Genomic DNA, 25,355 nt, shown 5'->3' on the forward strand with positions numbered 1-25,355 from the left:
GTGGGCGTGATGACACACGGCAGCGAGCTGAGAGTGCGCCTGCGGCGCGCCCTGGACGGATCGCGCCCGACCGTGTTCCGGGAGCTGACCGATCCCCGGGAACTGGCCCGCTGGTGGGGGCCGGACGGGTTCACCATCCCGGGTGTCGAGAGCGATCTCCGCCCGGGCGGCGCCTACCGCATCGCGATGCGGCCCCCGGAAGGTGAACTGTTCTACCTGGTCGGCGAGTTCCTCGAGGTGCAGCCTCCGGAACGCCTGGCGTACACCTTCCGCTGGGAGGATCCCGACCCGGAGGACCGGGAGACGGTGGTGACACTGACGCTTCACGACATCGACGCCGCGCGGTCCGAACTGGTCCTCGACCAGGGCGACTTCGCCTCGGAGCGGCGGCGGGCCCTCCACGAGGAAGGCTGGAGTCAGAGCCTCGGCAAACTCGGCGAGCTGCTCGCCTCGCAACGGGGTTGATCCCGCCCGTCAGTGCCCGGCAGCCGCCTTCACCAGGGCGACGGCCACACCGATCGCGGCGTCCGCGAGGCCCGCCACCAGGGCCGCCAGGGCGCCGCCTCCCATACGCAGCCCACCCACACAGCCCCACAGGAAGAGGGAGACCACGCACACGCCCGCCGCCGCCAGCAACGCGGCGTGCAGGGTCAGGACGTCGAGTGCGGCCAGGGCGATCAGCACGGACGGGCCCGCGGCGCAGGACAGCAGTGGGCTGCTGACGTACAGCATGCGGCGCAGCTCACGGCCGGTGGCGAGGTGCCGGTGGACGGTGCGGTGGGCCTGCTGGTCGGCGACGAGCGCCGCGAGCCAGAGCCCCAGAGCGGTCGTCAGGACCGTGGCGACGGCACCGAGTGCGCTGACCTCGCCGACGGACAGACCGACCACCACGGCGATCATCGTGATCGTCGCGTAGATGCGTTCCTTCAAACGGTCCGCCCGTACACCGGCCTCCGCGCCGGGCGGCACATCGGCTAGCGGATCGTCCACCGGCTGATGTCCTTCACGCGGCGGAGGGCCGCCGCCGTCAGCCTGACCGGCGCCACGCGCAGCACCAGGGCGCCCCTCGTGCCGCTGCCCGGCAGCGGCTTGGCGTAGTAGGGGCGGCCGAGCCGGGACGCGCGAAACCACCGGGTGCCGGACAGTCCCCTCGCGGGCGGAACGGGGATGCGGCTGCCCGGGTCATCCGTGCGCAGGGTCAACGTCCACCGCCCTGGTGGCAGTTTCCGCACCGGCAGGCGGGCGGTGAAGGCGGGGCTGCCGTCGCGTGCGTACAGCAGGGGCACCTCTCGCACCGAGCCCGAGCCCTCCTCGGCGCGCAGGACGGTCACGGGGCGGCCCGCGGCATCGTCGGTCAGGCGGCCGGCGACGACGAGGGTGGCGGGTCCTGAGGTGTCCCAGGCGATCCCGGTCACGCGGCAGATCGGAGCGACCTCGGCTTCCCGGAGGTCCAGGGAGAAGTCGCCGTGGGGGGTGAAGAAGGGGCGCGCGATGGTGCGGCCGTGCCCGGCCCGGGGGCCGGGGGCCAGGTGCCGCTGTGGTGGAGCGTGCCGCTCGCCGTTCGCGTCCGTCCGGGCTCGCCGGAGCCTCACGGTTCGGCTCACTCCCTGGGCGCGGACGTCCAGGTAGAGGTCCCACCGGCCCCTGCCGAGCGGGACGCCCCAGTCCACGGTGTCCAGGTCCACGTCGGCCGTGAAGCCGGTCGCGGCGTCCTGGCCGTGGTGCGGGCCCGTGCCGACGGTCGTGGGCACATGGATGTCCGGGTGGCGGAAGCCGCTCGGGCGCAGGATCAGCCGGGTGTCGGACTGGAGGGAGCCGAGGGACTCGATATGGGCGTGACCGGCGAGTCGGAGCACATCGCCGTCGCCGGCCCAGGCGGCTTCGGCCAGTTCGTGGTGGACCGGGATTCGGCTCGTGGCGTCGAAGCAGGCGTCCGGGACCGCCTTCGCGGGGTCACGGAAGAAGGGGTGGGACCAGTAGACGCGGCCCTTGTCCACGACGTGGCCGCGTGCCTCGTCCTCCTTGGCGTGCCGGGCCACGGACATGAGGTCCTCGAAGCGGTCGGCGCGCAGGAGGTGGACGATCAGCCGGTCCTGCGGGGCGATCGACTGGAAGACGCCGTCGCTCACGTAGTTCCGCGCCCAGTGCCGGAACTGCGGGTAGAAGAGCTCCCGTGCCCGCTGTTCGCTCTCGCGGGGCAGCAGGGCACGCAGCGGCCCGCACAGTTCCCACTCCACGTGGCGGCGCATGATCCGGTCCTGGCGCGGTCCGGGCTCCAGGTAGCGGGCGACCGTTTCGAAGCACAGCCGGGTGCCGTCCATGCGGTGGACGAGGTCGGCCGCGGTACGGGTGAGGTTGTTGCCGTTCTGGCGGTTGCGGGAGTAGTAGCAGTCGTAGTCGGCGACCACGGAGATGCCGTCGGCGTTGAGGTAGGCGGCAGCCGTGAACGGCTTGTCCTCGCAGTTGCGGTACGGCGGGAACCTCAGGTTCAGCCGTTCGATCAGCGAGCGCCGGAACAGCTTCCAGCACCCCAGGGTGCGGTAGGCGGCGGAGGAGAAGACGTCCGTCCGGGGCTGGTTGTGCGAGAAGACCGCGGTCGGCACGGCTCGCCCGCCGACCGACACCATCTTGCCGAGGACCACGTCGGTGTGGTTCTCGTCGGCCATGGTGACCATCCGGCGCAGGGCGTCCGGGCCGAGGTAGTCGTCGGAGTCGAGGAAGAAGACGTAGTCGCCGGCGGCCCTGTCCAGGCCGGTGTTGCGGGGAACCCCGGCCCCTCCGCTGTTGGGCCGGTGGACGACGTGCATGCCGGAGCAGGTCTGTGCGAGGCGGTCCAGTTCGCGTCCGGTGCCGTCGGTCGAGCCGTCGTCGACCGCGATGATCTCGATCTCGTCCGGACCGAGCGTCTGCTCCATGACGGAGGTGACGCATCGCGTCAGTTCCGGCATCGCGTTGTACGCGGGGATGATCACGCTCACGCGGGGAGGGGTCGTACGGGGCATGGGGTGCTCCGGGCCGTGGAGTGGTGTGGTGCTGAGGGGAGAGGCAGTCCGGTTCCTGGCGGGGCCGGGCGACACGCGGCTCCATGGAGCTTCCGGCGGGCCCGCTCCCGCCGCCCCGCGTGAGGCGCCGTCCTACGCTGTCGGAGTGTGGGAACCACCCGTCCGGGTGCGTGTCGACCGCACCGGTGACGTCCTCTCCTCCGGTACCGGTACCGGGGTGTCCTCGGTGGAGGCACCCCGGGACCAGGCCGCCGCGTACTCCTCGACGCCCAGGGACGCGCGCACCCGTCGCTCGGCGGCGAGGTGCGCCTCCTGAAACAGGCGCAGGCCGATCAGCACCACCGCCCGTGTCCCGACGCATGCGGTGGGCGGCGCCGAGGAGCCACGCCGCCCGGCTGCCGTCGCCGATGGCCGCCACTGCCCAGGCCAGTGTCTCCAGGCCCCGGCTGTCCCCGATCGCCTGTTGTCGCGCCAGAGCCCGTTGCAGGGGGGCCAGGGCCCTCTGCGCTTCGCCGTGTCGCAACTCCACCACTCCCGAGCACCACTGGGCCCAGGTGCGGGGGCCCATTCGACTCCGCAGCGAGTCCCCGGCTACCGCCTGGTCGAACAGCTGCTCCTTCTGCGTCACTTCCGCTGCCGGCCGGAGCCGGTTCCGCACCGAAAGCGGCAGCGTGCCTTCCGTTTTGGCGGTGTGTGCCGTGTCACACCCTTTAAAAGTCGCCTAAGTTGTCTGCATCACAGCGGAAATGTCCATTTGGCATCCATGCTCGAACCGGACGCCGGCTCCCGAAGTGGGGCCCATCGGCATTCTCTTGGGCACGAAGTCCAAAGTGACCCATGACACAGCCCTCGTGACATTCTCCCCCTCGGAAGGTGCCCCATCGTGGCCGCATACCTCTGCCCGCCTGCCGTGATACACGGCGAGCATGCCGTGAAAACCAGCCAGATAGTGGCGGAGGTGAGCGACCGGCACCCGAACGCTGCGTGGGCGCCGCGGATCGACGGCATCGCGGCCAGTACCGGCATAGAGACCCGCGGGTGGATGCTGCCCCTGGAGACCGCGGTCGCACCCGGCAAGGGCAACGCCCTGCGCGCAGTCGGTGTCGAGCCGGCCCAAGAGGCGCTGACCCGGGACGGGTTCACCCGGCAGGACGTGGACCGCGTGATCGCCGCCCTGGAGACCGTACCCGCGCCCCAGACCGTGCAGGAGCGCACCGCACCGGCCTGGGAGGCCGTGCAGTCCTACGGGGAGCGCGCGGCGCGCGGGGCCCTGCAGATCGCCGGGCTGGACGCGGCGGACGTCGACTGCCTGATCACCAGTCACTCCACCACCCCGGCACTGCCGGGTCTGGACATGTCCCTGGCCAACAGGCTGTCGCTCCGCAACGACGCGATGCTGTTGCCGGCCACGCAGTGGGCCTGCATCGCGGGGACCCGCTCCCTGGCGCTGGCGGCCGACCTCGTGGCCGCCGACCCCGACCGGGTGGTCCTGGTCGTCATCTCGGAGGCCCTGAGCACGACCTACCAGCCCGCGGACGACACCCTCGAGTCCCTGATCGTCCGGTTGCTGTTCGCGGACACCGCCGTCGCCGCGGTGGTCACGGGCCGCCCGAGGCCCGAGTCGGTGCTGCGGCTCGACGCCGCCTGGCACCACACCCTGCCCGGCACCCAGGACCTGCACCGCCTGGAGACCCGGGAGGACGGCACCCACTTCGTGATGGACCGGCGTGGGCCGCGCGCCGTACAGGAAACGGTCACCGCGATGTGGGAGTGGCTGCGCACCCGGTACCAGGACGACCCCGACTCCTGGCACCCCGACGTACTGCTCGCGCACCCCGGGGGGACCCGCGTGCTGGAGTACATGGAGCAGACGATGCCCGACGCGTGGCCCTCGGGGCTGCTGGACTACAGCCGGGACAGCTACACCAGCGGCAACCGCGGAGGCGCCGCCGTGTTCGACATCCTGCGGCGGGCGCACGACGCCGGGCAGCAGAAGCCCGGCAACCGCGCCGTGCTGTACGCCGCGGCACCGGGACTCACCGCCACCGCCCTGGAAGGACAGTGGCTGTAACGCGCCGGACAGCGCCGTCGGCCGACGTGCGCGCCGCCCAGGCCTTCGCGGCGCTCTCCCGGGCCGGCCACAGCCCCGACGCCTGGCCGCGTCACCTCGCGACTTCCGCCCAGACGACCTTCCCGGTGTCCGTCCACCGCACCCCCCACCGGGTGGTGAGCCGGTGCACGATGCTCAGGCCACGACCGCCGTTGTCGAGCAGATCGGCCCGCCTCAGACGTGGCCTGCCGTTGCCGCTGTCGCCCACCTCGCACAGCAGGCCGTGGCGGGCCCTGATCAGCCGCACCGTGACGGGCCCTTCGGCGAAGCGCACCGCGTTCGTGACCAGCTCGCTGACCAGCAACAGCGCTTTGTCCCGGGTGTCGGCCCTGGTGCCCCACCGCGTCAGCAGCGCGGCGACCTGCGTGCGGGCCGTGGCGGGGGCGTCGCTGCGGGCGGGCAGCCGCCAGGACGCCGTGTCCTCCTTGCGGTAGCCGATCATCCGCGCGAGCAGCAGGGTCACGTCGTCGCGCTGCGGCGCGGGCGCCAGCGTGGAGACGATCCGCCGTGCGGCCTGCTGCAGGGTGTCCCACGGGTGCACCGTGGACACGATGTCCGACAGCCTGCCGATGCCCTCGTCGATCGACAGGTCACGGTCCTCCACCAGGCCGTCGGTGTAGAGCGCGAGCATGGAGCCCGGCGGCACGCCGATGGTGTACACGTCGAACGGCTCCCGCAGCGCGAACTCGGCTCCCAGGCCGGGGTGGGGCCGGATCGAGAGCGGGGCCGCGCGCCCGTCCGGGGAGACCAGGATCGGGGGGAGGTGCCCGGCGCTGGACAGCGTCACATGGTGGCCGACCGGGTCGTAGAGGGCGATGCAGCACGTCGATCCGAGGGCGCTGTAGCCGGCCGCCAGTCCGGAGTCCGCGTCGTCCAGCAGCGTCACCGTCTCGTCCAGGTGCTCCAGCACCTGGTCGGGCGCGAGTCCGGCGGACAGCAGCGCACGGGCCTCCATGCTCAGCTGGCCCATGGTGGCCGCCGCCCCCAGGCCGTGGCCGACGACGTCGCCGACGACCAGCGCGGTACGGCCGTCGGGCAGCGGGAAGCTGTTCACCCAGTCGCCGCCGACGCCCGCGCTGTCGGGGGTCGCGGGCTGGTAGACGCTGGCGATGTCGATGGTGTCGCCGCCGGTACGGGGCAGGAGCCGGCGCTGCAACGCCAGCACCTGGGTGTGCTCGCGCTGGTGCTGACGGGCCAGGTCGACGTGGTGCGCGGTCCTGGCCACCAACTCTTGCAGGTCGAACAGCTCGCCGTCGCGGAAGGGGCAGTCCGCCCGCCGCCAGACCTCCGCCACGCCCAGCACGACGGGCGGGGCACCGTCCAGGACCAGGGGTATGCACGCCAGACCCGCCGACCGGTCGCCGGGCACCAGGGCACGCACGACGCGTGGGCTGCCGAAGACCCGCTCGAGCGCCTCCCGGTCGGGTATGACGATGGTCTGCGGGGCGTCGTCGCGCAGCACCGCCTGCGCCAGCAGGCGACTGGCGTCCCCGGGAAGATCGTCGCCCGGAGTCATGTAACCTTCGGGCCACACCCGGTCCGGTACCAGGGCCGCCCGCCGCAGATGGATGCGCCCCTGTGCCTTTCCGGTGACTCCCTCGCCCGTCCACACGGCGAAGTCGAGGTCGACGGCGGCCACGTCTCCCCAGGCCAGCAGGGACTCCGCCAGCGACTGCGCCGTCTCGCCGATGTCCAGCGAGGTGCCGATCGCGGTCTCGGCGGCGTAGAGGTGCAGTCTCCTGGCCATGGCGATCACGGAGACGGTCAGGCCCTCCTCGGGTGCCGCGGCGGGCAGGATGCTCATGGAGACCACCAGCTCCGACCCGTCGCCCCGGCGCAGTCGCTGGATCCGGGCGACGTGCGCCTCACCGCTCTCGATGACCTGCCGCAACCGCCGGGTGACCGTCGGCACGTCACCGGGGGGCAGGAGATCGACGAACGGCTTCCCGGCGCCGGCGTCCATACCCGCGAACACGGGCGCTTCCAGATTGCAGCGGGTGATGGTCAGGTCCGCGTCGAGGTTGAGCGCGCCGAGAATCTGCTCCTGACGGCCGGCTGCCGGGTTCTCGGGGGTCCACAAAGGGGTGCGGTCGCCCTGAGCTTGGGCAGTGCCGACGGGCGTCGCCGCTCCGCCACGCGGGATGTAGCGCCCCAGAGCGCGGCTGACCAGGTCGAACGCCGAGGAGGACGAGGGCGAGGGTGTGGAGTCCATGCGGCTCTCTCAGCAATCCCCGGCGCGGGTGCCGGGGTTGTTTTCGGACCCGTGCGGTGGGGCCCCGAGTCCCTGGCCGCACACCTCATTGAAACACCGGGGGCCGCTTCGCACACACCAGCGATAGCGGAGTGGATGCGGGCGGTGCCGGTGCCGTGACGGATGGGCCCGTCCCGGCCGGGCTTCTCAGCTGGGTCCGGGATCCGCTCGGAGCGCGGTCAGTGGCCGCGCATGCGCGATGAGAAGGGCGACATCGTCATGGTCGTCGGGATGACGAAGTTGCTGGAGCAGCCGGTCGCAGGTGTCCTCCGCGGACGGGTGCGGTGGGGCCAGCAGGCGCAGGAGATGGTCCAGGCGCTTGTCGATGGGGGCGTCGCGGGTCTCGACGAGACCGTCGGTGTACAGGATCAGTTGATCGCCGGGGTTCATGGCGAGGGTGGAGGTTTCGAAGGGTCCGCTGCCCACGCCCAGCGGGGTGCCCGTGGGCAGGTCGAGTAGTTCGGGTGGCCCGCCGGCCCGCACCAGGACCGGGGGCAGGTGGCCGGCGCAGGCCACGTGCAAAAGGCGCTCGTGCGGGTCGTAGACCGCGTAGACGCACGTGGCGATGTAGGGGTCCAGACCCTGTGTGATCTTGTCGAGGTGGGTGAGGATCCGGCTCGGTGCCAGGTCGAGGTCGGCGAGGGTGGAGGTGGCGGTGCGCAGCCGGCCCATGGCGGTGGCGGCCGGGATGCCGCTGCCCATGACGTCGCCGACCGCCAGGGCGGTGCGGTCACCGCTGAGGGGGATGACGTCGTACCAGTCGCCGCCGACCTCGCTGAAGGCCTGCGCGGGCCGGTACCGGGCAGCGATCTCCAGGCCGGGGCGGCGGGGCGAGGGCCGGGGCAGCAGGCTGCGCTGCAGGGTCTCGGCGGCGCTGCGGATGTGCTGGTGCAGGATGGCGTTGTCGATGCTCAGCGCGGCGGACGAGGCCAGCTCCCAGGCGAGGGTGAGGTCGTCCTCGTCGAAAGGCTGCGGGTTGCGGGCGCGGGCCAGGCCCATCACTCCGATGATCTCTCCGCGGGCGATCAGGGGGACGGCCATGTCGGTGTGGACCCCGGCTTCGGCGAGCAGGCCTGCGGCGACGTCGTCGGCCGCGATACGGCTGAGCTCGCCGATCTCCAGGTGGGTGATCAGCAAAGGCTTGCGGGTGCGGAGACAGTGGGCCGCCGGATGGTCGGCGTGGTAGGCCGTGAGGTGGCCCGGGGCGATGATCGCCTCGGAGGCACCGGTCGGGTAGGCGGCCTTCACCGCCAGGGCGCGGAACAGTGGCGGGCCCTCGCCGCGGTCCGGGCGGCCCGTCCGCAGGACGGAGTCCAGGATGTCCACCGCGATCATGTCGGCCAGGTCGGGCACCAGGACGTCCGCCAGCTCCTGGGCGGTCCGCTCCACTTCGAGGGTGGTCCCGATGCGGGCCGAGCCGTCGGCCATGAGGCGCAGGCGCTGCTGGGCCCGGTCGGCCTGCCGGGCCGATTCGTAACGGTCGGTGACGTCCACGACCACGTTGGCGATGCCCAGCACCTGTCCGCCCTGGTCTTCGAGCCGGTAGAGCGACACGGCCCAGGCGTGGTCGTGGTCCGGGTCGGCACGGGTACGGCCCACCACCTGCTCGTCGACCAAGGGCAGGCCGGTCTCCAGGACCTCCCACATCTGGTTCTCCGCAGTCGTGAAGGGCGCGCCGGGCAGGATCTCCCGGAAGTGGCGGCCCACGTGGTCGGCCTCCGGGACGCCGTGCATCGCGGCCAGGGCCCCGTTGACGGCCACGTACCGCAACTCGGTGTCCAGGACGGACAGGCCGATCGGTGCCTGGGTGACCAGCTGGCTGGACAGGGCCACCTTGCGCTCCACCTGCCGCACGGTGGCCCGGTCCGTGGCGAGCCCGAGTGCGTAGTGGTCTCCGAGGTTGTCCGTCAGCCGCATGGTGCGGAACTCGACGGTCCGGGTGCTGCCGTCCTTGCGCCGCACGGGGAAGGGCCCCGCCCAGCCTCGGCCGGTGTCCATCACCTCGGCGAACAGCACGAGCCCCGCCTTCCGGTGCTCGGGATGGAGCAGCAGGGCGGCCGCTTGCTGCCCGACCGCTTCGTCGAAGGTGTAGCCGAACAGTTCCTCGGCCTGGGGGCTCCACATGTCGATCCGGCCGTCGGCCTCCACCAGCACTGCGGCGACGCCCAGGAGGTCCATCAGCCCGCTCGGGCCGGATGCCGCCTCCTCCTCCGGATCACCCTGCGGAGGCTGATTCGCTCGGCTCATCACATTCGCCCCTTAGGCCTGTCGACCTCACCGGCGCACCCACCTGCCCGGGCAGACGCTCACGGCCGTCTCCTTGCAGGTCAGCATCCCGTTCACGATGCGGCACGCGGCCTGCGTTCGACCAGGGGACGCGCCGGGAGAGCGCCGCGCCCTCGGCCGAGCCTCGCGACCGCGGGCGACCGGCACGGGATCCGCGCCGTGCCCGGCCCGCTGGGTCGGTCCTCACCCTTCCAGCCTTCCACACGTCCCGATTCCGGCCGGGAGGATCAGGTCTCCCGGGTGAGATCCGGAGAGTTCGTCCGGCCGGCCGTCGGTGGCGTGTCGTACGGGGCCGGAAGCTCCCGTCCCAGGCGGGCGAGCGGGGAGAGGGCCATCACCACGGGGGACAGCAGCATGCCCGCGGCCATCACCAGCAGTCCGGTGCGCAGCCCCCACTCCCCCGCGAGGAAACCACCGGCCAGGGAGCCGAGCGGGGTCAGACCCATGCCGGCGAACGTGATCGTCGCCGCCGCGCGGCCTTGCAGCCCGTCCGGAGTGACGGACTGCCGTACGGCCATGACCGTCACGTTCACCAGCTGGCCGCCGAACCCGAACACGAAGCCGACCGCGAGGAGGGCGGGAACCGTCACCGCGGAGGCGCCGTGCAGCGCGGGCACGCACAGGAACACGCCGTCGCCGAGCGCCGCCGCGCATACGAGGACCGTGCCGTACCCGAACCTGCTCGGCAGGCGGGCCGCCAGCAGCGAGCCCAGGAGCGCCCCCGGCCCCGCCGCGGCGAGCGCCAGTCCCACGACGGTGCCCGACAGGTGCAGTTCCCGCGGCAGGAACAGCAGGTAGACGGTCATCATGGCCGCGAAGGAGAACTGGAACGCGGCCGAGGCCAGGCACACGACCCGGAGCAGGGAGTCGCCGACGACGAAGCGCAGGCCCTCATGAATGCGCCGCCAGATCCGTGGGGCGGTGGTGCGGTAAGTCGTGCCGCCGTGGTCGTCGCCGGTGCGCGGCTCGTCCGGGCGCTCCGGCATCGTTTCGATCCGGCGGATCCGCCGGATCGACAGGAAGGACAGCGCGAAGAACAGCGCGCTGGAGGCGGCGGCGATCGGCGCCGACAGCAGGGACACCAGTGCTCCCCCGAGGACGGGACCGCCGGTCTGCGCCGCGGACCGGCTGCCTTCGAGTGCGCTGTTGCCACGCACCAGGTGGTCGCGTTCCACCAGTCGTACGAGCGACGCCTGGTAGGCCACATCGAAGAACACGGACAGGGCCCCGATGGCGAAGGCGAGCGCGAGCAGGCCGGACATGCCGAGCCCCCCGAAGAGGCCGGCCACGGCCACCGCGCCCAGAGCCAGGGCGCGGCCCACGTCCGTGAGGACCATGGTCGTGCGGGTGCGCCACCTGTCCACCCACGCGCCGGCGAAGAGCGACAGCAACAGGATCGGCGCCTGCCCCACGGCGCGCAGGACGCCCAGCTCGCCGGCACTGGCGTGAAGTGTCAGGACGGCCAGGAGCGGCAGGACCACCAGGCTTGCGTGTCCCCCGAGTTGGGAGGCCGTCTGCCCCACCCAGAGTCTGCGGAAGTCGGCGTCCCGCCACAGGCCGGACGGAGCAGGCCGACGGGAATTCGGTTCAGCGGAGGAAGCGGACGGCACGGGCATCCCTTGTGCTGGCGACGACGAGGCCCGCCACCGCACGCACGGGAGGTGCGTCGGCGGTCCGGGCAGGAGAGGGCTCGCTGTGCCGCGACATCAAGGGCAGCACGCGATGACAGGCCGGTCACGGCCGACGACGTCAACGCGCGCTCGGGACACCGACCATGTGATCGCTCCTCGTCGGGGGCTCGCTGTGCCCGAACTCTAGGCGGCCGGCGGGCCGGCACGGAAGGTGGCCGCTCCCGACTGCCCCGGTATCGCAGCGCGCGTTGCACTGCCGAGGCGGTGTCTGTACCGAGGTGTTGTGGCGACAGGCTCGTCAGGGTCAGGACCCGGGACGCGTCGGTGACGGCCAGGCATTGGGCGATGAGGCCGCCGAGGGACGCGCCCACCAGTCGGACTGTTCGCACGTCAGGGAGTGCGAGGCACCGCAGTTGCCGCGGTCGCGGAGCGCGCCGGTGCGACGCCCTCGGCCCTCATCCACCACTTCGGCAGCAAGGACGGACTCGTCCGGGCCGACCTGGAGGAAGCCGACCGGCGCGCGCTGCAGCGGCTGCCCGTCCCGGCCTACGCCGAACTCACCCTGGACGAGGCATTCGAGTCGTGATCGCCGCGGTGGTGCTGGTCCTCGCGGTGGTGGGCATGGTCGCACCGTCTCGGGAGAAGGCGGCGGTTCCGGACAGCCCGCAGGCGCAGCCGAGCGGCAGGTGCCGTGCTCCGGCGAGGACTGCCCCCGGGGCTGCCCCCGCGGACCTCCCGGCTGCCGGCGCCGGTCGGGTAGGAGGGGAGGGCCCTCGTCGAACGAAGGGGAGACGCGCATGCGTGCCCAGGCACAGAACCGCTCGAACGCCGACCACGTCGGCGAACGCCCCACGCCCCGGCCGGTCACCATCACCGCCCCTCCCCCGCTCATCGCGCTGCAACGGGCGGCGGGCAACGCCGCGGTGACCCGCGCGATCCAGCGAGCCCGGGACGAGCACCACCCCGAGGGAGAGCGCGGTGCGGCCGGGGAACGCGACGGCGACGGGCCCGTACCGGTCCAGCGGCGGCCCTCCGTCCTCGACGCCGTCGGCTCCCCCGGCCGCCCCCTGGAGGGCCGCATCCTTCAACGGGCCGAGCAGGCCTACGGCATGGACTTCGGCCATGTGCGCGTGCACAGCGGACCCGTCGCCCGGCGCTCGGCCGAGGAACTCGGAGCCCTCGCCTACACCACCGGCTCCCACATCGTGCTCGGCGGGAACAGTGTCAGCGACGAGGTGATGTACGAAGAGGTCGACCACGTGCGCCAGCAGGCTCTGGGGCCCGTGCCGGGCACCGACAACGGCAGGGGCGAGAGGATCTCCCACCCTGACGACCCGTTCGAGAGGAGCGCCGGGTCCAACGGCCGGAGGATGGCAAGGGGCGCCGATCCCGACCTGTCACTGCCGGGGGCCGCCGCACCCGGCGGAGTCATACAGCGCAGCGCCGACACGGGTGCCCCCGTCCCTGTCCAGCGGGCGGACCGGCCCGGCCCGGCGGCCACGAGCGCCGCCTCACCCCCGGCGATGGTCCGTCTGGCGCGGCTGCTCGTCGGCGGCAGCCAGGAGATCAGGAACAAGCAGGTACGCGATGTCATCCACAAGCGGGTGCGCGGCGGCCCGCGATTCACGGACGAGGAGCTCCAGGCGATCAGGGCTGTGGAGTCCGAGGACCCCAAGTGGCTGAAGACCGTGGGCCTCTGCACCCACGCCGAAGCGGAGGCCTATATCAAGGCGGGCGACTTCCGCGGCTGGCTCCAGCAGCCCGAGGGCAAGCGGCTGCTCGTGGCGACCCTGAGGTGGCAGCAGAACATCGAGGACCGCGCCCAGGGCATACCGCCGGCCAAGTCCACGCGGTCCGACTACCAACTCGGCCGCCACATGGCCATGCACGCCGAGGAGACTCCCCCGTCCGAGAAGGACCAGCTGGAGGGGGAACGGAACGTGCAGATCTTCCAGACCTTCGTCAAGACCTTCCTCCCTCCCGGCATCAGCGACGACGTACCGGACGCCGACCAGCACCGCCGGCGCGTCGAGCGCGGCACCGAGCTGCTGACCAGGATTTTCCTGATCCTGAAGGAGGGGCTCAAGGTCTTCAACCCGGAGGCCGGCATCCACGAGGACTTCAAGGACGACGTCGCCCACGCCCTGGCCTACGGCGGGCGCGTCAACGTCCGCATCCCGCAACTGGCCGACGGCCAGCACGGCTACGAGCTGCCCCAGTGGCTCCACATCACCAAGGAGGACCGGAAGGCCTGGGAGCCCCGGTCGACACCGGCGGCACCGGTGTACCGGCGCGGGTTCGGCACGCACCACATGGAGATCGGTGACAACGAGAAGGACGGGACGCGGGGCGGATTCGTGGAGAAGGGCGAGATCGGGGCCACCGTGCAGAACTGGCTCGACCCTCACAGCCACCTCTACGGCCTGCCCCTCGCCGTGGGCGGCATGGGAAACAACGACTACCACGGCGACACCATCCTCCCGGACGAGTCGTACGGGCACCTGTTCATGGGCTACAAGCCCCCGACCAGCAAGCGCGACGGCGCACTTCAGGTCGGCATCGAGACCGCCGGGCCGGGAGGCAGGACACCCGACGGCTATGAGCACGGCGTGACGAGCAGCGAGAAGAACAACAACCCCGTGAGTCACCTCGGCGGCCACAAGGACGACAAGCCCGGTGCCAAGGCCCCGCTCGGTTCGAGCCAGCGCCATGTCGACCTGCGGGAGTTCGGCGACTGGGTGCAGAAGCTGAAGCGTCTGGAGAAGGACTGGACGACCGAATTCGCCAAGGCCACGACCCATGCGGAACGCGCGGCCCTGTACCGGGACCTGATCGGCAAGCGCAACGGCCCCGGTTCGTGAGCCGTGGTCGGGACCGGTGCGGGACCCGTCCGGCACGCGGTCGGCGACACCGGCGCGTGGACGGACGGCACCGCGGTTCGCGCTCTCACCTCCGCGTCGGCAGGATGGGACCATGACCGAAATTCGCACGCCCCGCCTCCTCCTGCGCCGATGGCTGGAGGACGACCTCGTCCCGCTGTCCGAGATCCACGCCGACCCGGCGGTGATGCGCCGTATCGGCGACAGCGCGACGCGCTCCGAGGACCAGACCGCGCAGGACATCGAGGCGTGGGAGGAGGGGTGGGACGAGGAGGGCTTCGGGATGTTCGCCGTGGAACTCCTGGGCTCCGGTGAGCTGGCGGGCGCCGTCGGTCTGTCCGTGGCCGACGCTCCGGCGGAGATCGCCGGGCAGGTGGCGATCAGCTGGCGGCTCGGGCGGGTTTTCTGGGGCCAGGGCTACGCCTCCGAAGCGGCCCACGCCACCCTGGAATTCGCCCTGCAGGACCGCGGTCTCGACCGGGTGGTGGCCGTGCGCCGGATCGCCGACGCCGCCTCCGCGAACGTCCTCGACAAACTCGGCATGCAGGCGGAAGGCACCGCGCAGGACCCGGTCCACGGCCACGACCTCGCGGTGCACGGGATCGACCTCACGCAGTACCAGGACTAGCAGCCCCGGTGTCACCGCCGGCCGGCTTCCGCACTGCCGCGTCGAGGACAGGGCCCAGTTCCCGGGCCACGGTCGTCAGGGCCCGGACGTCCTGCTCGGCGCGGGCGAGGAGGATCGCCCCCTCCAGGCTGCTAATCATGAGCGTGGCGAGTGCGCCGGTCCGTTCCTCGGGCACACCCATCCCGGTCAGGGCCCGGGCGACCGCACCGGTCCAGGTGGCGAAGGCGGCGGACGCCGCCTCCCGCGTGGAGGGGACCGACTCCGCGCAGTCCACCGTGGCCGCCGCGACCGGGCAGCCGCCCGCGAAGCCGGCGGCCTCGTACTCGTCGGTCCACTGACGCACCATCGCGGCGAAGAGTCCGCTCGGTGCCGGCTCGGGCAGGGAGGCCAGGAAACGGGCGACACGGTCCGCCGCGTATCCGCCCGCCCAGCCCACCGCCTCGTCGACCAACTGCGTCTTGCCGCCGGGGAAGTAGTGCTGGAGCGAGCCACGAGGGGCCTCGGCGGTCACGGCGACCTCGCGCATGCCGGTGGAGGCGACTCCGTCCCGGCGGATGAGCTGGGCCGCGCTGAAGACCATCCGCTCACGCGGTCCCCGTTCAGCCTTCGCCACCCTCGGCCTCCCTCAGCTCTCACGCACGTCGGCTCCAGCACGTCCTTGTCGACTCCCACTCTATGACCGCTGTCATAACCGCGGCTACTATGACCGCTGTCATAGTCGAGGGCGGCGACGGCTCGGCTGCCGCGCGAGCCGCAGGAGGCGGTGCGCCATGTGCGTCGGATTCATCGGTCTCGGAGTCATGGGTCAGCCCATGGCCCTGAACCTCGCTCGTGCCGGGGCCCGGCTGGTGGTCTGGAACCGCACCCCGGAGCGCTGCGAGCCTCTGCGCGCCGCCGGGGCCGAGGTGGCGGCGAGCGCCGCCGGCGTGTTCCGCCGTGCCTCCACCGTGTTCCTCATGCTGGCCGACGAGACGTCCGTGGACGCGGTCCTGGGGCGCGGCACCCCGGACTTCGCCCCGCGCGTCGCCGGCCACACCGTCGTCCACATGGGCACGACCTCGGCCGAGTACTCCTGCGGCCTCCAGGAGGACATCCGGGCCGCGGGCGGGCGTTACGTCGAGGCCCCGGTCTCCGGCAGCCGCGTCCCCGCCGAGCGAGGCGAACTGGTCGGGATGCTGGCGGGCGACGACGACGCCGTGGCGGCCGTCCGGCCCCTGCTCGCTCCCCTGTGCCGGGAGACGTTCGGGTGCGGGGCCGTCCCGGGCGCCCTGCTGCTGAAGTTCGCCGTGAACCTGTTCCTGATTGCCGTGGTCACGGGACTTGCCGAGGCGTTCCATTTCGCCGAGCGGCACGGGCTCGATCAGCGTCTCTTCCGGGACGTCCTGGACGCCGGCCCCATGGCCAGTGCCGTCTCCCGGGTCAAGGCGCCCAAACTGCTGGAGCGCGACTTCTCGGTCCAGGCGGCCGCCGCGGACGTCCTGAAGAACAACCGCCTGATCGCCGAGGCCGCCCGCAAGGCCGACCTGGCGTCCCCGCTGCTCGACGTGTGCCACGCCCTCTACGACGAGACCGTCCGGCGGGGCCATGGCGGCGAGGACATGGTGGCCGTCCTGCACGCCCTGGAGGCCCGGACGGCAGGTGCTCCGGTGCCGGAGGACCGGAGCACCGGCGCCTCTGCTTAGGCGTCGTCGCATGCTGTCCGCGGCACCCATGGGTGCCGGGCGGGGCGTCGAGGACCGGGCAGCGCGAGGGTCAGGCGTGGGAGAGCGCGAAGGAGACCAGGAAGCCGCTGACCGTGACCAGCCCGATCGCAAGATGGGCTTCCTGGAACGCCTCGGGGATCATCGTGTCGGCGATCATGGCCAGGATCGCTCCGGCGGCCACCGCCGTCACGCCCGCGATCACGGTGGGCGAGAAACCGCCGAGGACGGCGTATCCGAGGATCGCGGCCACGGTGCTCGCGGCCGCGATGGCGCCCCACACCCCGAAGACGTAAGCCTTGCTGCGCCCGGACTTCTTCATCCCCGCCGAGCTGGACAGGCCCTCCGGGATGTTGCTGATGAACACCGCCGCGACCGTCACGAGGCTGACCGCCCCACCGTCGAGCAGGCTGACGCCGATCACCGCCGACTCGGGCACTCCGTCCAGGAGCGCGCCGAGGGCCAACGCCGTGCCCGAGCCGCCCTGTTGCTCCTCGGACGGCTGCGCCTGTTCCGTGTGATGGCCCGATCGCTTGCGATGGCGGGCGCCTCGGCGTGCCAGCCACAGGTTCCCCACGGTGTAGGCGACTGCTCCGGCCAGCGTCCCGATCGCTGCCGGACCCAGCCCACCCTGCTCGTAGGCCTCGCCGACCAACTCGAAGGAGACGGCCGAGAGGAGCACACCGGCCCCGAAGGCCATCACCAGCGCGATGACCTTCTGCGACACGCGCATCCCGTAGCCGAACACCGCTCCGAGCAGGAGGGCACTGCCCGCCAGCAATCCCCAACCGCCTGCTTGCATCACCTCGGACATGCAGCGCCGTGTACCCGCGCGAACGTGATCGGCACCTGAGGTCCTCGGTGACGGTGGTCGGCGTCCGTGGCGGTTGGCGCACCGAGCGGCGCTCGGGCAAGGTGACCCGCATGGTCTCGGGGGTGCAGAACGTGGCGATCGGCTGTACGGACGCCTGTACGGGAGGAGCACGGTGATTGGCCGTGTGACGTCTGTTCAGGGTGGGTGGTCCGCAATAGCGTGAGCGGCCTTCGCGTACTGGGGAGGTCTCGTGAACGGGCTTCGCGCGGTCGTCGTCTGCCTCGTGATCGCGTGTGCCGCGGTGGTGGCCCCGTCCGCCGCCGCGCCGCCGGGCTGGTCGGCACTGCCCGTGCCGGCGGCGGCCCCGCCCGTGACCGTCTCCGATCTCGCCGCGCGCGGGCGGGGCGAGGCGTGGGCGACCGGGTACGAGCAAGCAGCCGACGGGCCACGGCCGATGTTGTACCGGTGGGGCGGCACCGCGTGGGCCCGGGACACCGGCTTCCCCGGCGCCGGTGAAGCGGGCCTGCTCGGCAAGGTCCAGTTCGTCGGCGAGGAGGTGTGGATCTTCCACGACCGCAGGGGCACGGGAGAGCTTCTGCGCCGGTCGGCAGCGGGGTGGAGCGCCGTGCCGCTGCCGCAGACGCTGTGGACGTACCAGGACTTCACCGCCGTGGCGGGTGCCGCGTGGGTGGTGGGTGAGGACGACACCGGGCTGAAGGTCCTGCACTACGACGGATCCCGCTGGACCGCGCAGTCCGCCCCGGACGGTGTCCGGTACCTGATGGGAATCACCGCACGCACGGCCACCGACGCCTGGGCCTGGGCGGACACCGCCACCGGGGCCGGCGTCCTGCGCTGGGACGGCACGCTGTGGCGGGACGCGAAGGTGCCGCTGCCACCGGACAGCAATGTGCACACGATCCTGCCCGAACCGTCCGGCCGGGTCACGATCGGCGGCAGCCAGTACGTCGACGGCGCGCCCCGCACCTACCTGACGACCTGGAACGGACGCACCTGGCGCACCACGTACCCCCCGCTGGGCGACACCTTCGCCGGGGCCATGGTGCGCGGCCCGGACGGGGCACTGTGGCTGCCGGTGCGCAGCGACCGCGCGTTCCAGTCGAAGTACGCGCGGGTGGACGGCTCGCGCACCACCTTCTCCTACGGCCCCGAGCGCACCCACGCGATCGACGTCAAACCCCGTGCGCTGGCGAGGGCCGGGTTCTCGCTGCTGTCCTTCGGGACCGTCGAGATCTACGGCTCGAAGCCGAACCTGATGAGCGAGCGGCTGGGAGGCTGACCATGGCACGCCGACTTCTCCTCGCGGCCCTCGCCGTCGCCATGACCGTCACGGTCGGCATGAGCTCGGCCACGGCACAGACGCCGTCCTGGCACCACGTTCCCGTCCCGGCGCAGGTACGCCCCCAGGCCGGGTTGAACGAGGCCGTGGCGTTCGGGCCGGACCAGGCGTGGGCGGTGGGTGCCGACGCCGTCGGCCGCGAGGCGCCGGGCTTCCCGCTGGTGCTGCGCTGGGACGGAACGGCGTGGCAGCGCCGGGGCCTGCCCGGGGTCCGCTGGCAGGGGGAGCTGCTGTCCGTCGCCGCGACCTCACCGGCCTCGGTCTGGGCTGTGGGCCGCGACGCGGCGGGCGGCGCCCACCTGCTGCGCTACGACGGCACCACCTGGGGCGAGAGCCGGCCGCCGCGCGGTGTGGGGCTCACCAAAGTCGTCGCCGGCGGCCGTGAGACCTGGCTGATCGGTTCGCGGGACGGCGCGCAGGTGCTGCTGCGCTGGGACGGGCACGACTGGCGGGACGTGCCGGTGCCGCCGGGGGCCGTGTACGGCCTGCACATCCTGGCTGCCGACGACGTCTGGGCCGCAGGCGCCACCGACTCCGGTGCGGCCGTGGCACATTGGGACGGTCAGGCCTGGCAGCAGACGGTCGTGGACGGGTTTCCGCGGTCGGCCGTGGGCAGTGTGCTGGCGGTGTCGCCGACGGAGGTGTGGGCGGGTGGCACGGCCGGGTTCGTCGGCGGTCCGGTGGGCCGGCCGATTCCGCCCCTGCTGGTCCGCTGGGACGGGCAGGCGTGGAACCGGGTGACCGTGCCGGCCGACTTCGGTTCGGTCACCTCCCTGACTCCCACCGCATCCGGATCACTGGCCTGGGTCTCGGTGGCCCGCTCACAGAAGTGGGGTCCGCCGGGCAGCACTCCCCCGCTTGTCCCCGGGCCGGACTTCCTTGCCTGGAACGGGCAGTCGTTCACCGAGTACAGCGAACCGGCGGTGGCCGGGGAAGGCGAATCCTCGGTGCTCCGGCTGACACCGGTGCCGGGCACGGCGACGGTGTGGTCGACCGGCCGCGCCGACGGCCCCGGAGGCACCTTCGCTCCGCGCATCCTGCGGTTCGGCTGAGCCGACCAGCGAGGGGCGTGCCCGTTCCTCAGTGGCGGACCAGGCAGAACGGGTGCCCCGCCGGGTCGGCATAGATCCGCTGGCTCCGCCCGTCGGCACCGGCGTCCAACATCGTTGCCCCGTGGGCCAGTACCTGTTCCCCGGCCCGGTCCAGGTCCGCGACGCCGAAGTCGAGGTGGAACTGCTGCGGCCGGGACGGATCCGGCCACAGCGGCGGGTGGTGGTCGGCTGCCCTCTGGAAGGCCAGGACGACACCGGACGGCGTGTGCAGCGTCGCCCAGTCGTCGCTCAACGCCCACCGCCGGTCCGGCTGGTTGACGGTGCCGCCCAGGATCGACCGATAGAACGCGGCCAGTTCCACCGGTTCGGGACAGTCGAGCACCACACATTGCAGGTCAGCGATCACCGGCCGATCCCAGGACCCGCCGTCAGTTCCGCGAAGCGAGATACTGCTTGACGCCCGGGGCGATGTGGGCGTTCTCGACGTTCACGGCGGCTCCCACCGCCTTGGCGTCCGGCTTGTGCACATAGGTCGAGGTGCTCGCGGGCCGTGCCTTGTCGGAGAAGTTCTGCGGCGAGCCGAGGCCGACATCGACGCTGGACTGGGAGCGGTGGGCCCTGACCACGTCCTCACGGGCCAGACTGCCGTTCTCGCAGGCCTTCTTCAGGTCGGTGCCCGTCACCTGAGCGGCGTTGTAGCCGGAGAGCACGCCGGAGTCGACCAGGGAGCCCGGGTACTTCTTCTTGTAGGAGGCGACCATCGTGCGGACCCCGGCCACGTCGGAGCTGACCGCGGGGACCGCGCTGACCACGTTCAGCATGGCCGCCAGGGCCGGGGCGGCCGGTGTCTTCATCAGCTGCGGCGCGTAGCCGGGGGCGCTGCTGACGACGGGTACCTTCAGGCCGCGGGAGGCCGCGACCCCGACCAGTGAGGCCGTCTGGGCCGGTCCGGCGCTGATCAGGATCGCCTTGACGCCCTCCTTTCGCAGCGCCGAGACCTGCGCGGACAGGTCGGTGTCCGTCGCCTTGATCTTCTGGCCGGTGACCTTCAGGCCCGCCTTCTTCGCGGCCCACCGCGAGCCCTCCAGCGCGTTCGCGCCGTAGTCGCCCTCGAAGTAGACGTGGCCGATCGTGTCGCCCTTCGTCAGGCCTTTGGCGCGGGTGAGGAAGTCGACCGCGGCGATCATGTCGATGTCGTAGGTGGTGCCGAGGACCTGGACCGAGTCCCGGCCGAGCAGGGAGGCGGCCCAGGCCTGCGGGAAGGTGAGCACCTTGTCCCGTTCGATGTCGTCGAGCAGTGCGGCCATCACGGGCGAGCCGATGACCTGGGGCAGTGCCACGACGTCCGCAGAGATGTCGGCGTAGGCGGTGACGGCCTTCTGGACGTCGTAGCCATGGTCCTTGACGACGATCTCGATGCGGCGGTCGCAGATGCCGCCCCGGGCGTTGACTTCGTCGGCCCACATCTGCTGGGCCTGCACGATGCTCTTGCCGAGGGTGGCGTAGGGGCCGGTGAGGTCCGTCAGGGCGCCGAGTCTGATGGTCTTGTCGGTGACTCCGGGGCCCGTCTTGATGCCGTCGGCGCCGTCGTCCGTGCTCCCGGACGAGCCGGCCTTGGAACTGCATCCGGTGCCCGCGAGCAGCAGGGCCGCGAGGGTGGTGGCCAGAAGCGTTCTGGCGCGTGGAGCGGTGTGGTGCGTGGACTTCACGGGGTGGGCTCCTTGGCTCGTACGGCCGACGTGGGCGGCAGGGAAGGGGAGGTGGTGCCGGCGGGTGGCGGGGCGGTTCGGCGGCCGCGCGGGCGTGCGCGCAGGCGGCGGACCAGGCCGTGCAGGCCGTCGGGGGCGAAGAGGAGGATCAGGACGATCGCCGCTCCGTAGAGGTAGCGGGCGGCCTCGGTGGGGCCGACCGTGCCGTCGGTGGTGCCGGGGGCGGCCACCAGCGGGAGTTGGTCGGCGTAGCGGGTCATCAGCAGCGGCAGGGCGGTGACGAAGACGGCACCCGCGGTGGCTCCGGCCACCGATCCGAGCCCGCCGATGACGATCATGGCGAGGTAGTCGACCGACAGCACCAGGCCGAAGTAGTCGGGCACCACGCGGCGGAAGGAGAGGGCGAGCATCACCCCGGCCAGGCCCGCGTACATCGACGAGACGACGAAGGCCGCCGAGCGGTGCCGGGAGACGTTCACGCCCATCACGGCCGCCGCGGTCTCACTGTCGCGCAGCGCCACCAGGGCGCGCCCGGGACGGCCGCGCAGGAGTCCGCGGGCGGTGAACCAGGTGACCGCGAACAGGGCGATGCCCAGGTACCAGAGTCGTTCCTCGGCGCCGAACGGCACGCCCAGCAGGATCAGTTCGGAGTCGGCGGAGAAGGAGAAGCTGCCCAGTTCCAACGGCGGCACCGAACGGCCGTTGAATCCGCCGGTGACGGAGTCCGCGGTGAGCAGGACATGGTGCCCGAGGAAGACCAGGGCGAGGGTCGCGACGCCCAGGTAGACGCCGCGTACCCGGCCGGCGACGGGGCTGAAGAGCCCGCCGGCCGCCCCGGCGAGCAGGACCGCGAGCACGCCGGCCGCGGCGGTGGGCAGCCCGGGCCCGGGTTCACCGGCCAGCCACACGTAGCCGTAGGCGCCGACGGCAAGGAAGAAGGCGTGGCCGAGGGAGAGTTGGCCCGCTGTGCCGGACAGCAGGCCGAGGCCCACCGCGCCGATGGCCGCCGCCATCGAGAACAGGCCGATGCGCAGCCAGAACGCGTCGAGGTAGAAGGGCAACGCGCACAGGACGACGACGGCCGCCGAGGTCCAGCCGACGCGGACGGCGCCGGCACGGGAGAGTCGCTCAGACACGGACCGCCGCCCTTCCTCCGAACAGCCCGGTCGGCCGCACCAGCAGCACCAGGACCATCACCGCGTAGGGGGCGACGTCGCCGAACCCCTCGCCCAGGACGTGCAGGTCGGACTGGTAGCCCGCGACGAGCGCCTCGGTCATGCCGATGAGCAGGCTGCCCGCGAGGGCGCCCGGTGGCGAGGCCATCCCGCCGAGGATCGCCGCCGGGAACGCCTTCAGGGCGATCTGCCCCGTCGTGCGCTCCAGCCCCGGCGCCGGGAACGCGGCGAGGAACACCGCCGCCAGGGCGGCCAGCGCTCCGGCCAGGCACCAGGCGAGCATGCGGATCCGCACCAGCCGTACGCCCATCAGGGAGGCCGCCTCGACGTCCTCGGCCGCGGCGCGCAGCGACAGGCCCCAGGAGGTGTACCGGAACAGTGCGAAGACGCCGGCGATGACCACGCCGGAGACCACGATCGCGGCGATGCGGCTGTCCGCGACGGTCACCGGCCCCAGTGCGCTGACCGAGTCGCCCCAGGGGTCGCCGAGCGAGAGCAGGTCGCCGCCGATGCGCCGGGACAGGTCGGTGAGGACGAGGATGTCGACGCCGATGGTGACGATGGTCTGCACATGGGCGCCGTGCGGGTCCGGCCCGCCGGCCCGGAGCAGGAAGCGGTCCATGACACCGGCCACGGCCGCCGTCGCCAGGACGGACACCGCGAGGGCCCCGGCGAAGCCGAGGTCGTCGTGGAGTACGGCGGTGAGGTAGCCGCCGAGCAGGAGCAGGGAGCCGTGGGCGAAGTTCATGACGCCGGAGGCCTGGAAGATGATGACGAAGCCGAGCGCGACGAGGGCGTAGACCGCGCCCAGGGCGAGGCCGTTGAAGAGGGTGTCCAGGAGGGTGGTCATGCCGCGTCCTCCTGTCCGGCGCCGGTGCCGAGGTAGGCGCGCAGCACCTCGGGGTCGCCCCGGACCTCGTCGGGAGTGCCGTGCGCGATGGCCCGGCCGAAGTCGAGGACGGTGACCTCGTCGGCGAGCCGCATCACCAGGCCCATGTCGTGCTCCACCAGGACGACGGACAGGCCGAGTTCGGCGCGCACGGCGTGCACGACCTCGACCGTCCGGGCCCGTTCGGCCGCGTTCATCCCGGCGACCGGCTCGTCCAGCAGCAGGACGCTGGGCTCCAGGCAGAGGGCGCGGGCGAACTCCACGCGTTTGCGGTCGCCGTAGGAGAGCAGGGCGACGGGGCTGTCGAAGTGGCGTCCGAGTCCGGTGAGTTCGGCGATCTCGCGGGCCCGGGCGAGGTGTGCGCGCTGTTCGCGCCGCACGTGCGGCAGGCGCAGCGCGCTGGCGGCGAATCCGGCCCGGGACAGGGCGTGGCGGCCGAGCATCAGGTTGTCGGCGACCGTGCCCTGGGTGGTGACGATGTTCTGGAAGGTGCGGGCCACGCCGAGCGCGGCGATGCGGTGGGGCGCCAGCCGGGTCAGGTCGGCATCGCCGAGCCGTACGGTGCCGGTGGCCGGGCGGCACAGGCCCGACAGCACGTCGAAGCAGGTGGACTTGCCCGCTCCGTTGGGTCCGATGAGCGCGTGGACGGAGCCCGGGACGACGGTGAAGGACACCGCGTCGAGGGCGGTGAGCCCGGCGAAGCGGACGGTCACGTCCGTCACGGCGAGTTCGGGCGGTGCGGTGGTGCGGACGGTCACGCGGCTCCCTGCCCCTCGGTGGTTCCGGCTCTCTGTGCGGTCTCGGCGCCTTCTTCGGCGGCCTCGGCGCCGTCCTCGGTGGTCTCGCCCAGGTACAGCCGCTTCACGGCGTCCGTGCGGGCGAGTTCTTCGGCGGGCCCGGAGAGGCGTACTTCGCCGACCTCCAGGACGTGGGCGGTGTCGGCGAGGGACAGCGCCATGCCCGCGTTCTGCTCGACGAGCAGCACGGCGGTGCCTTGCGCGTTGATCTCGCGGACGACCTCGGCGATCCGGTACACCATCCGCGGGGCCAGGCCCAGGGAGGGCTCGTCGAGCAGGAGCAGGCGGGGCGCGGCCATGAGGGCCCGGCCGATGGCGAGCATCTGCTGTTCGCCGCCGGAGAGCAGGCCCGCCGCCTGCCGGGTGCGTTCGGCGAGGCGCGGGAAGAGCGTGAAGACCCGCTCCCGGGCCTCGGAGACCTGGTCCGGGCGGCGCCGCCCGAGGCCGAGGCCGCCGGAGCGCAGGTTCTCGTCGACGGTGAGCCCGGCGAAGATCCGGCGTCCCTCGGGGACCTGGACGACCCCGGCGCGCACCGCGGCGACCGGGTCCCGCCCGTCGAGTTCCGTGGCGCCGTAGCGGATACGGCCGGCCGTGACCGCGCCGCGGTGCAGGCGCAGGGTGCCCGACACCGCCCGCAGCAGGGTCGTCTTGCCCGCGCCGTTGGCGCCGAGCAGGGCGACGACCGTGCCGTGCGGGACGGTCAGGGACACGGAGCGAAGGGCGGACAGGGCGCGGCCGTAGGTCACGTCGAGGCCCTCGACGCGCAGGGCCGGCTCCTCGTCCGGTGGTGCTTCGGGCATCACGGCTCCTCGGATCCGTGCCGTCGGGCACGGGTGCTTCGGGGGAAGGGCAGCTCACGACAGCACGAGCGCGGAGGGGCGGTACAGGTGTCCGGGCCGGGTGGCTGCACGCTCCCAACGCGGGTGGGCGGGGATTGTGCGACTGCCCAGGGGTGGGGGCGACCCGGGCCAACCGGGGGGTGCTCGGCTGCCCGGGGGTGGGGGCGACCCGGGCCAACCGGGGGTGCTCGGCTGCCCGGGGGTGGGGGCGCGATCCGGGCCGGTGGGGACTG

The 25,355-nt window shown here is 72.5% G+C and carries 22 protein-coding genes; 9 read left to right on the plus strand and 13 right to left on the minus strand.

The window, feature by feature from the left end; all coding sequences use genetic code 11:
- Positions 1-9 precede the first annotated feature (9 nt).
- A complete protein-coding gene (locus tag QOL88_RS00805) occupies positions 10-465 on the plus strand; it encodes an SRPBCC family protein (RefSeq protein WP_097214599.1) in 456 nt (151 codons plus the stop codon).
- A gap of 9 nt (positions 466-474) precedes the next feature.
- Here the strand turns inward: QOL88_RS00805 and QOL88_RS00810 are convergent, their stop codons facing one another.
- Both QOL88_RS00810 and QOL88_RS00815 read right to left on the minus strand, forming a co-directional pair.
- Positions 475-990 (minus strand): hypothetical protein, encoded by a 516-nt coding sequence (locus QOL88_RS00810; protein ID WP_097214600.1) that lies wholly within the window; start codon positions 988-990, stop codon positions 475-477.
- Positions 975-3,002: a glycosyltransferase family 2 protein gene (locus tag QOL88_RS00815; protein ID WP_097214601.1), complete on the minus strand. Its 2,028-nt coding sequence runs from the start codon at positions 3,000-3,002 to the stop codon at positions 975-977. The genes QOL88_RS00810 and QOL88_RS00815 overlap by 16 nt, the downstream gene beginning before the upstream one ends.
- A 145-nt stretch (positions 3,003-3,147) precedes the next feature.
- Between QOL88_RS00815 and QOL88_RS00820 the strand changes: the two genes are divergently transcribed.
- Together QOL88_RS00820 and QOL88_RS00825 are read left to right on the plus strand one after the other, a co-directional pair.
- Entirely contained in the window at positions 3,148-3,318 is a 171-nt protein-coding gene (locus QOL88_RS00820; RefSeq protein WP_179878729.1) for a hypothetical protein, read from the plus strand.
- 567 nt (positions 3,319-3,885) lie between these two features.
- Positions 3,886-5,073, plus strand: coding sequence for a beta-ketoacyl-[acyl-carrier-protein] synthase family protein (locus QOL88_RS00825; protein WP_097214603.1), 1,188 nt, complete (start codon positions 3,886-3,888; stop codon positions 5,071-5,073).
- 91 nt (positions 5,074-5,164) lie between these two features.
- Here QOL88_RS00825 and QOL88_RS00830 read toward each other — a convergent pair whose 3' ends face one another.
- From QOL88_RS00830 to QOL88_RS00840, 3 genes are all read right to left on the minus strand, one after another.
- Positions 5,165-7,324, minus strand: coding sequence for an ATP-binding SpoIIE family protein phosphatase (locus QOL88_RS00830; RefSeq protein ID WP_097214604.1), 2,160 nt, complete (start codon positions 7,322-7,324; stop codon positions 5,165-5,167).
- Between the two features lie 186 nt (positions 7,325-7,510).
- Entirely contained in the window at positions 7,511-9,610 is a 2,100-nt protein-coding gene (locus tag QOL88_RS00835) for a SpoIIE family protein phosphatase (RefSeq protein ID WP_097214605.1), read from the minus strand.
- 266 nt (positions 9,611-9,876) lie between these two features.
- Complete coding sequence (locus tag QOL88_RS00840) at positions 9,877-11,265, minus strand: MFS transporter (protein WP_283445868.1); 1,389 nt, start codon at positions 11,263-11,265, stop codon at positions 9,877-9,879.
- A gap of 412 nt (positions 11,266-11,677) precedes the next feature.
- Here QOL88_RS00840 and QOL88_RS00845 point away from each other — a divergent pair, with 412 nt between their 5' ends.
- The 3 genes from QOL88_RS00845 to QOL88_RS00855 all read left to right on the plus strand — a co-directional run bounded on the left by QOL88_RS00845 (position 11,678) and on the right by QOL88_RS00855 (position 14,787).
- Positions 11,678-11,866 carry a helix-turn-helix domain-containing protein gene (locus tag QOL88_RS00845; RefSeq protein WP_373559264.1) on the plus strand — a complete coding sequence of 63 codons (189 nt, stop codon included), beginning with the start codon at positions 11,678-11,680 and terminating at the stop codon, positions 11,864-11,866.
- Between the two features lie 211 nt (positions 11,867-12,077).
- Entirely contained in the window at positions 12,078-14,141 is a 2,064-nt protein-coding gene (locus QOL88_RS00850; protein ID WP_097214606.1) for an eCIS core domain-containing protein, read from the plus strand.
- 112 nt (positions 14,142-14,253) lie between these two features.
- Positions 14,254-14,787, plus strand: a complete 534-nt coding sequence (locus tag QOL88_RS00855; RefSeq protein ID WP_097214607.1) for a GNAT family N-acetyltransferase — start codon at positions 14,254-14,256, stop codon at positions 14,785-14,787.
- Here the strand turns inward: QOL88_RS00855 and QOL88_RS00860 are convergent.
- Positions 14,768-15,400, minus strand: coding sequence for a TetR/AcrR family transcriptional regulator (locus tag QOL88_RS00860; RefSeq protein WP_441349292.1), 633 nt, complete (start codon positions 15,398-15,400; stop codon positions 14,768-14,770). The genes QOL88_RS00855 and QOL88_RS00860 overlap by 20 nt on opposite strands.
- 157 nt (positions 15,401-15,557) lie before the next feature.
- Between QOL88_RS00860 and QOL88_RS00865 the strand changes: the two genes are divergently transcribed.
- The gene (locus tag QOL88_RS00865) at positions 15,558-16,469 is read left to right on the plus strand and encodes an NAD(P)-dependent oxidoreductase (protein WP_097214609.1); all 912 of its coding nucleotides are present in this window, start codon (positions 15,558-15,560) and stop codon (positions 16,467-16,469) included.
- A 70-nt stretch (positions 16,470-16,539) separates the two neighbouring features.
- On the opposite strand, the gene QOL88_RS00870 is transcribed toward QOL88_RS00865, so the two are convergent.
- Positions 16,540-17,301: a ZIP family metal transporter gene (locus QOL88_RS00870; protein ID WP_097214610.1), complete on the minus strand. Its 762-nt coding sequence runs from the start codon at positions 17,299-17,301 to the stop codon at positions 16,540-16,542.
- A gap of 250 nt (positions 17,302-17,551) precedes the next feature.
- On the opposite strand from QOL88_RS00870, the gene QOL88_RS00875 reads away from it, so the two are divergent.
- Positions 17,552-18,601 (plus strand): hypothetical protein, encoded by a 1,050-nt coding sequence (locus tag QOL88_RS00875; protein WP_097214611.1) that lies wholly within the window; start codon positions 17,552-17,554, stop codon positions 18,599-18,601.
- Between the two features lie 2 nt (positions 18,602-18,603).
- Complete coding sequence (locus QOL88_RS00880; RefSeq protein WP_097214612.1) at positions 18,604-19,713, plus strand: hypothetical protein; 1,110 nt, start codon at positions 18,604-18,606, stop codon at positions 19,711-19,713.
- Positions 19,714-19,741: 28 nt separating this feature from the next.
- Here the strand turns inward: QOL88_RS00880 and QOL88_RS00885 are convergent, their stop codons facing one another.
- The 6 genes from QOL88_RS00885 to QOL88_RS00910 are packed head-to-tail and all read right to left on the minus strand — an operon-like array spanning position 19,742 to position 25,083.
- Positions 19,742-20,119: a VOC family protein gene (locus tag QOL88_RS00885; RefSeq protein ID WP_097214613.1), complete on the minus strand. Its 378-nt coding sequence runs from the start codon at positions 20,117-20,119 to the stop codon at positions 19,742-19,744.
- 22 nt (positions 20,120-20,141) lie between these two features.
- Positions 20,142-21,422 (minus strand): ABC transporter substrate-binding protein, encoded by a 1,281-nt coding sequence (locus QOL88_RS00890; protein ID WP_097214614.1) that lies wholly within the window; start codon positions 21,420-21,422, stop codon positions 20,142-20,144.
- Positions 21,419-22,558, minus strand: coding sequence for a branched-chain amino acid ABC transporter permease (locus QOL88_RS00895; RefSeq protein ID WP_097214615.1), 1,140 nt, complete (start codon positions 22,556-22,558; stop codon positions 21,419-21,421). The genes QOL88_RS00890 and QOL88_RS00895 overlap by 4 nt, the downstream gene beginning before the upstream one ends.
- Positions 22,551-23,447 (minus strand): branched-chain amino acid ABC transporter permease, encoded by an 897-nt coding sequence (locus tag QOL88_RS00900; RefSeq protein WP_097214616.1) that lies wholly within the window; start codon positions 23,445-23,447, stop codon positions 22,551-22,553. The genes QOL88_RS00895 and QOL88_RS00900 overlap by 8 nt, the downstream gene beginning before the upstream one ends.
- The gene (locus QOL88_RS00905; protein WP_097214617.1) at positions 23,444-24,244 is read right to left on the minus strand and encodes an ABC transporter ATP-binding protein; all 801 of its coding nucleotides are present in this window, start codon (positions 24,242-24,244) and stop codon (positions 23,444-23,446) included. Before QOL88_RS00905 ends, QOL88_RS00900 begins: the two co-directional genes overlap by 4 nt.
- Complete coding sequence (locus QOL88_RS00910) at positions 24,241-25,083, minus strand: ABC transporter ATP-binding protein (protein ID WP_097214618.1); 843 nt, start codon at positions 25,081-25,083, stop codon at positions 24,241-24,243. Before QOL88_RS00910 ends, QOL88_RS00905 begins: the two co-directional genes overlap by 4 nt.
- Positions 25,084-25,355 lie beyond the last annotated feature (272 nt).

The sequence above is a fragment of the Streptomyces sp. Ag82_O1-12 genome, assembly GCF_900182715.1.
GTDB classification, from domain to species: Bacteria; Actinomycetota; Actinomycetes; order Streptomycetales; family Streptomycetaceae; genus Streptomyces; species Streptomyces massasporeus.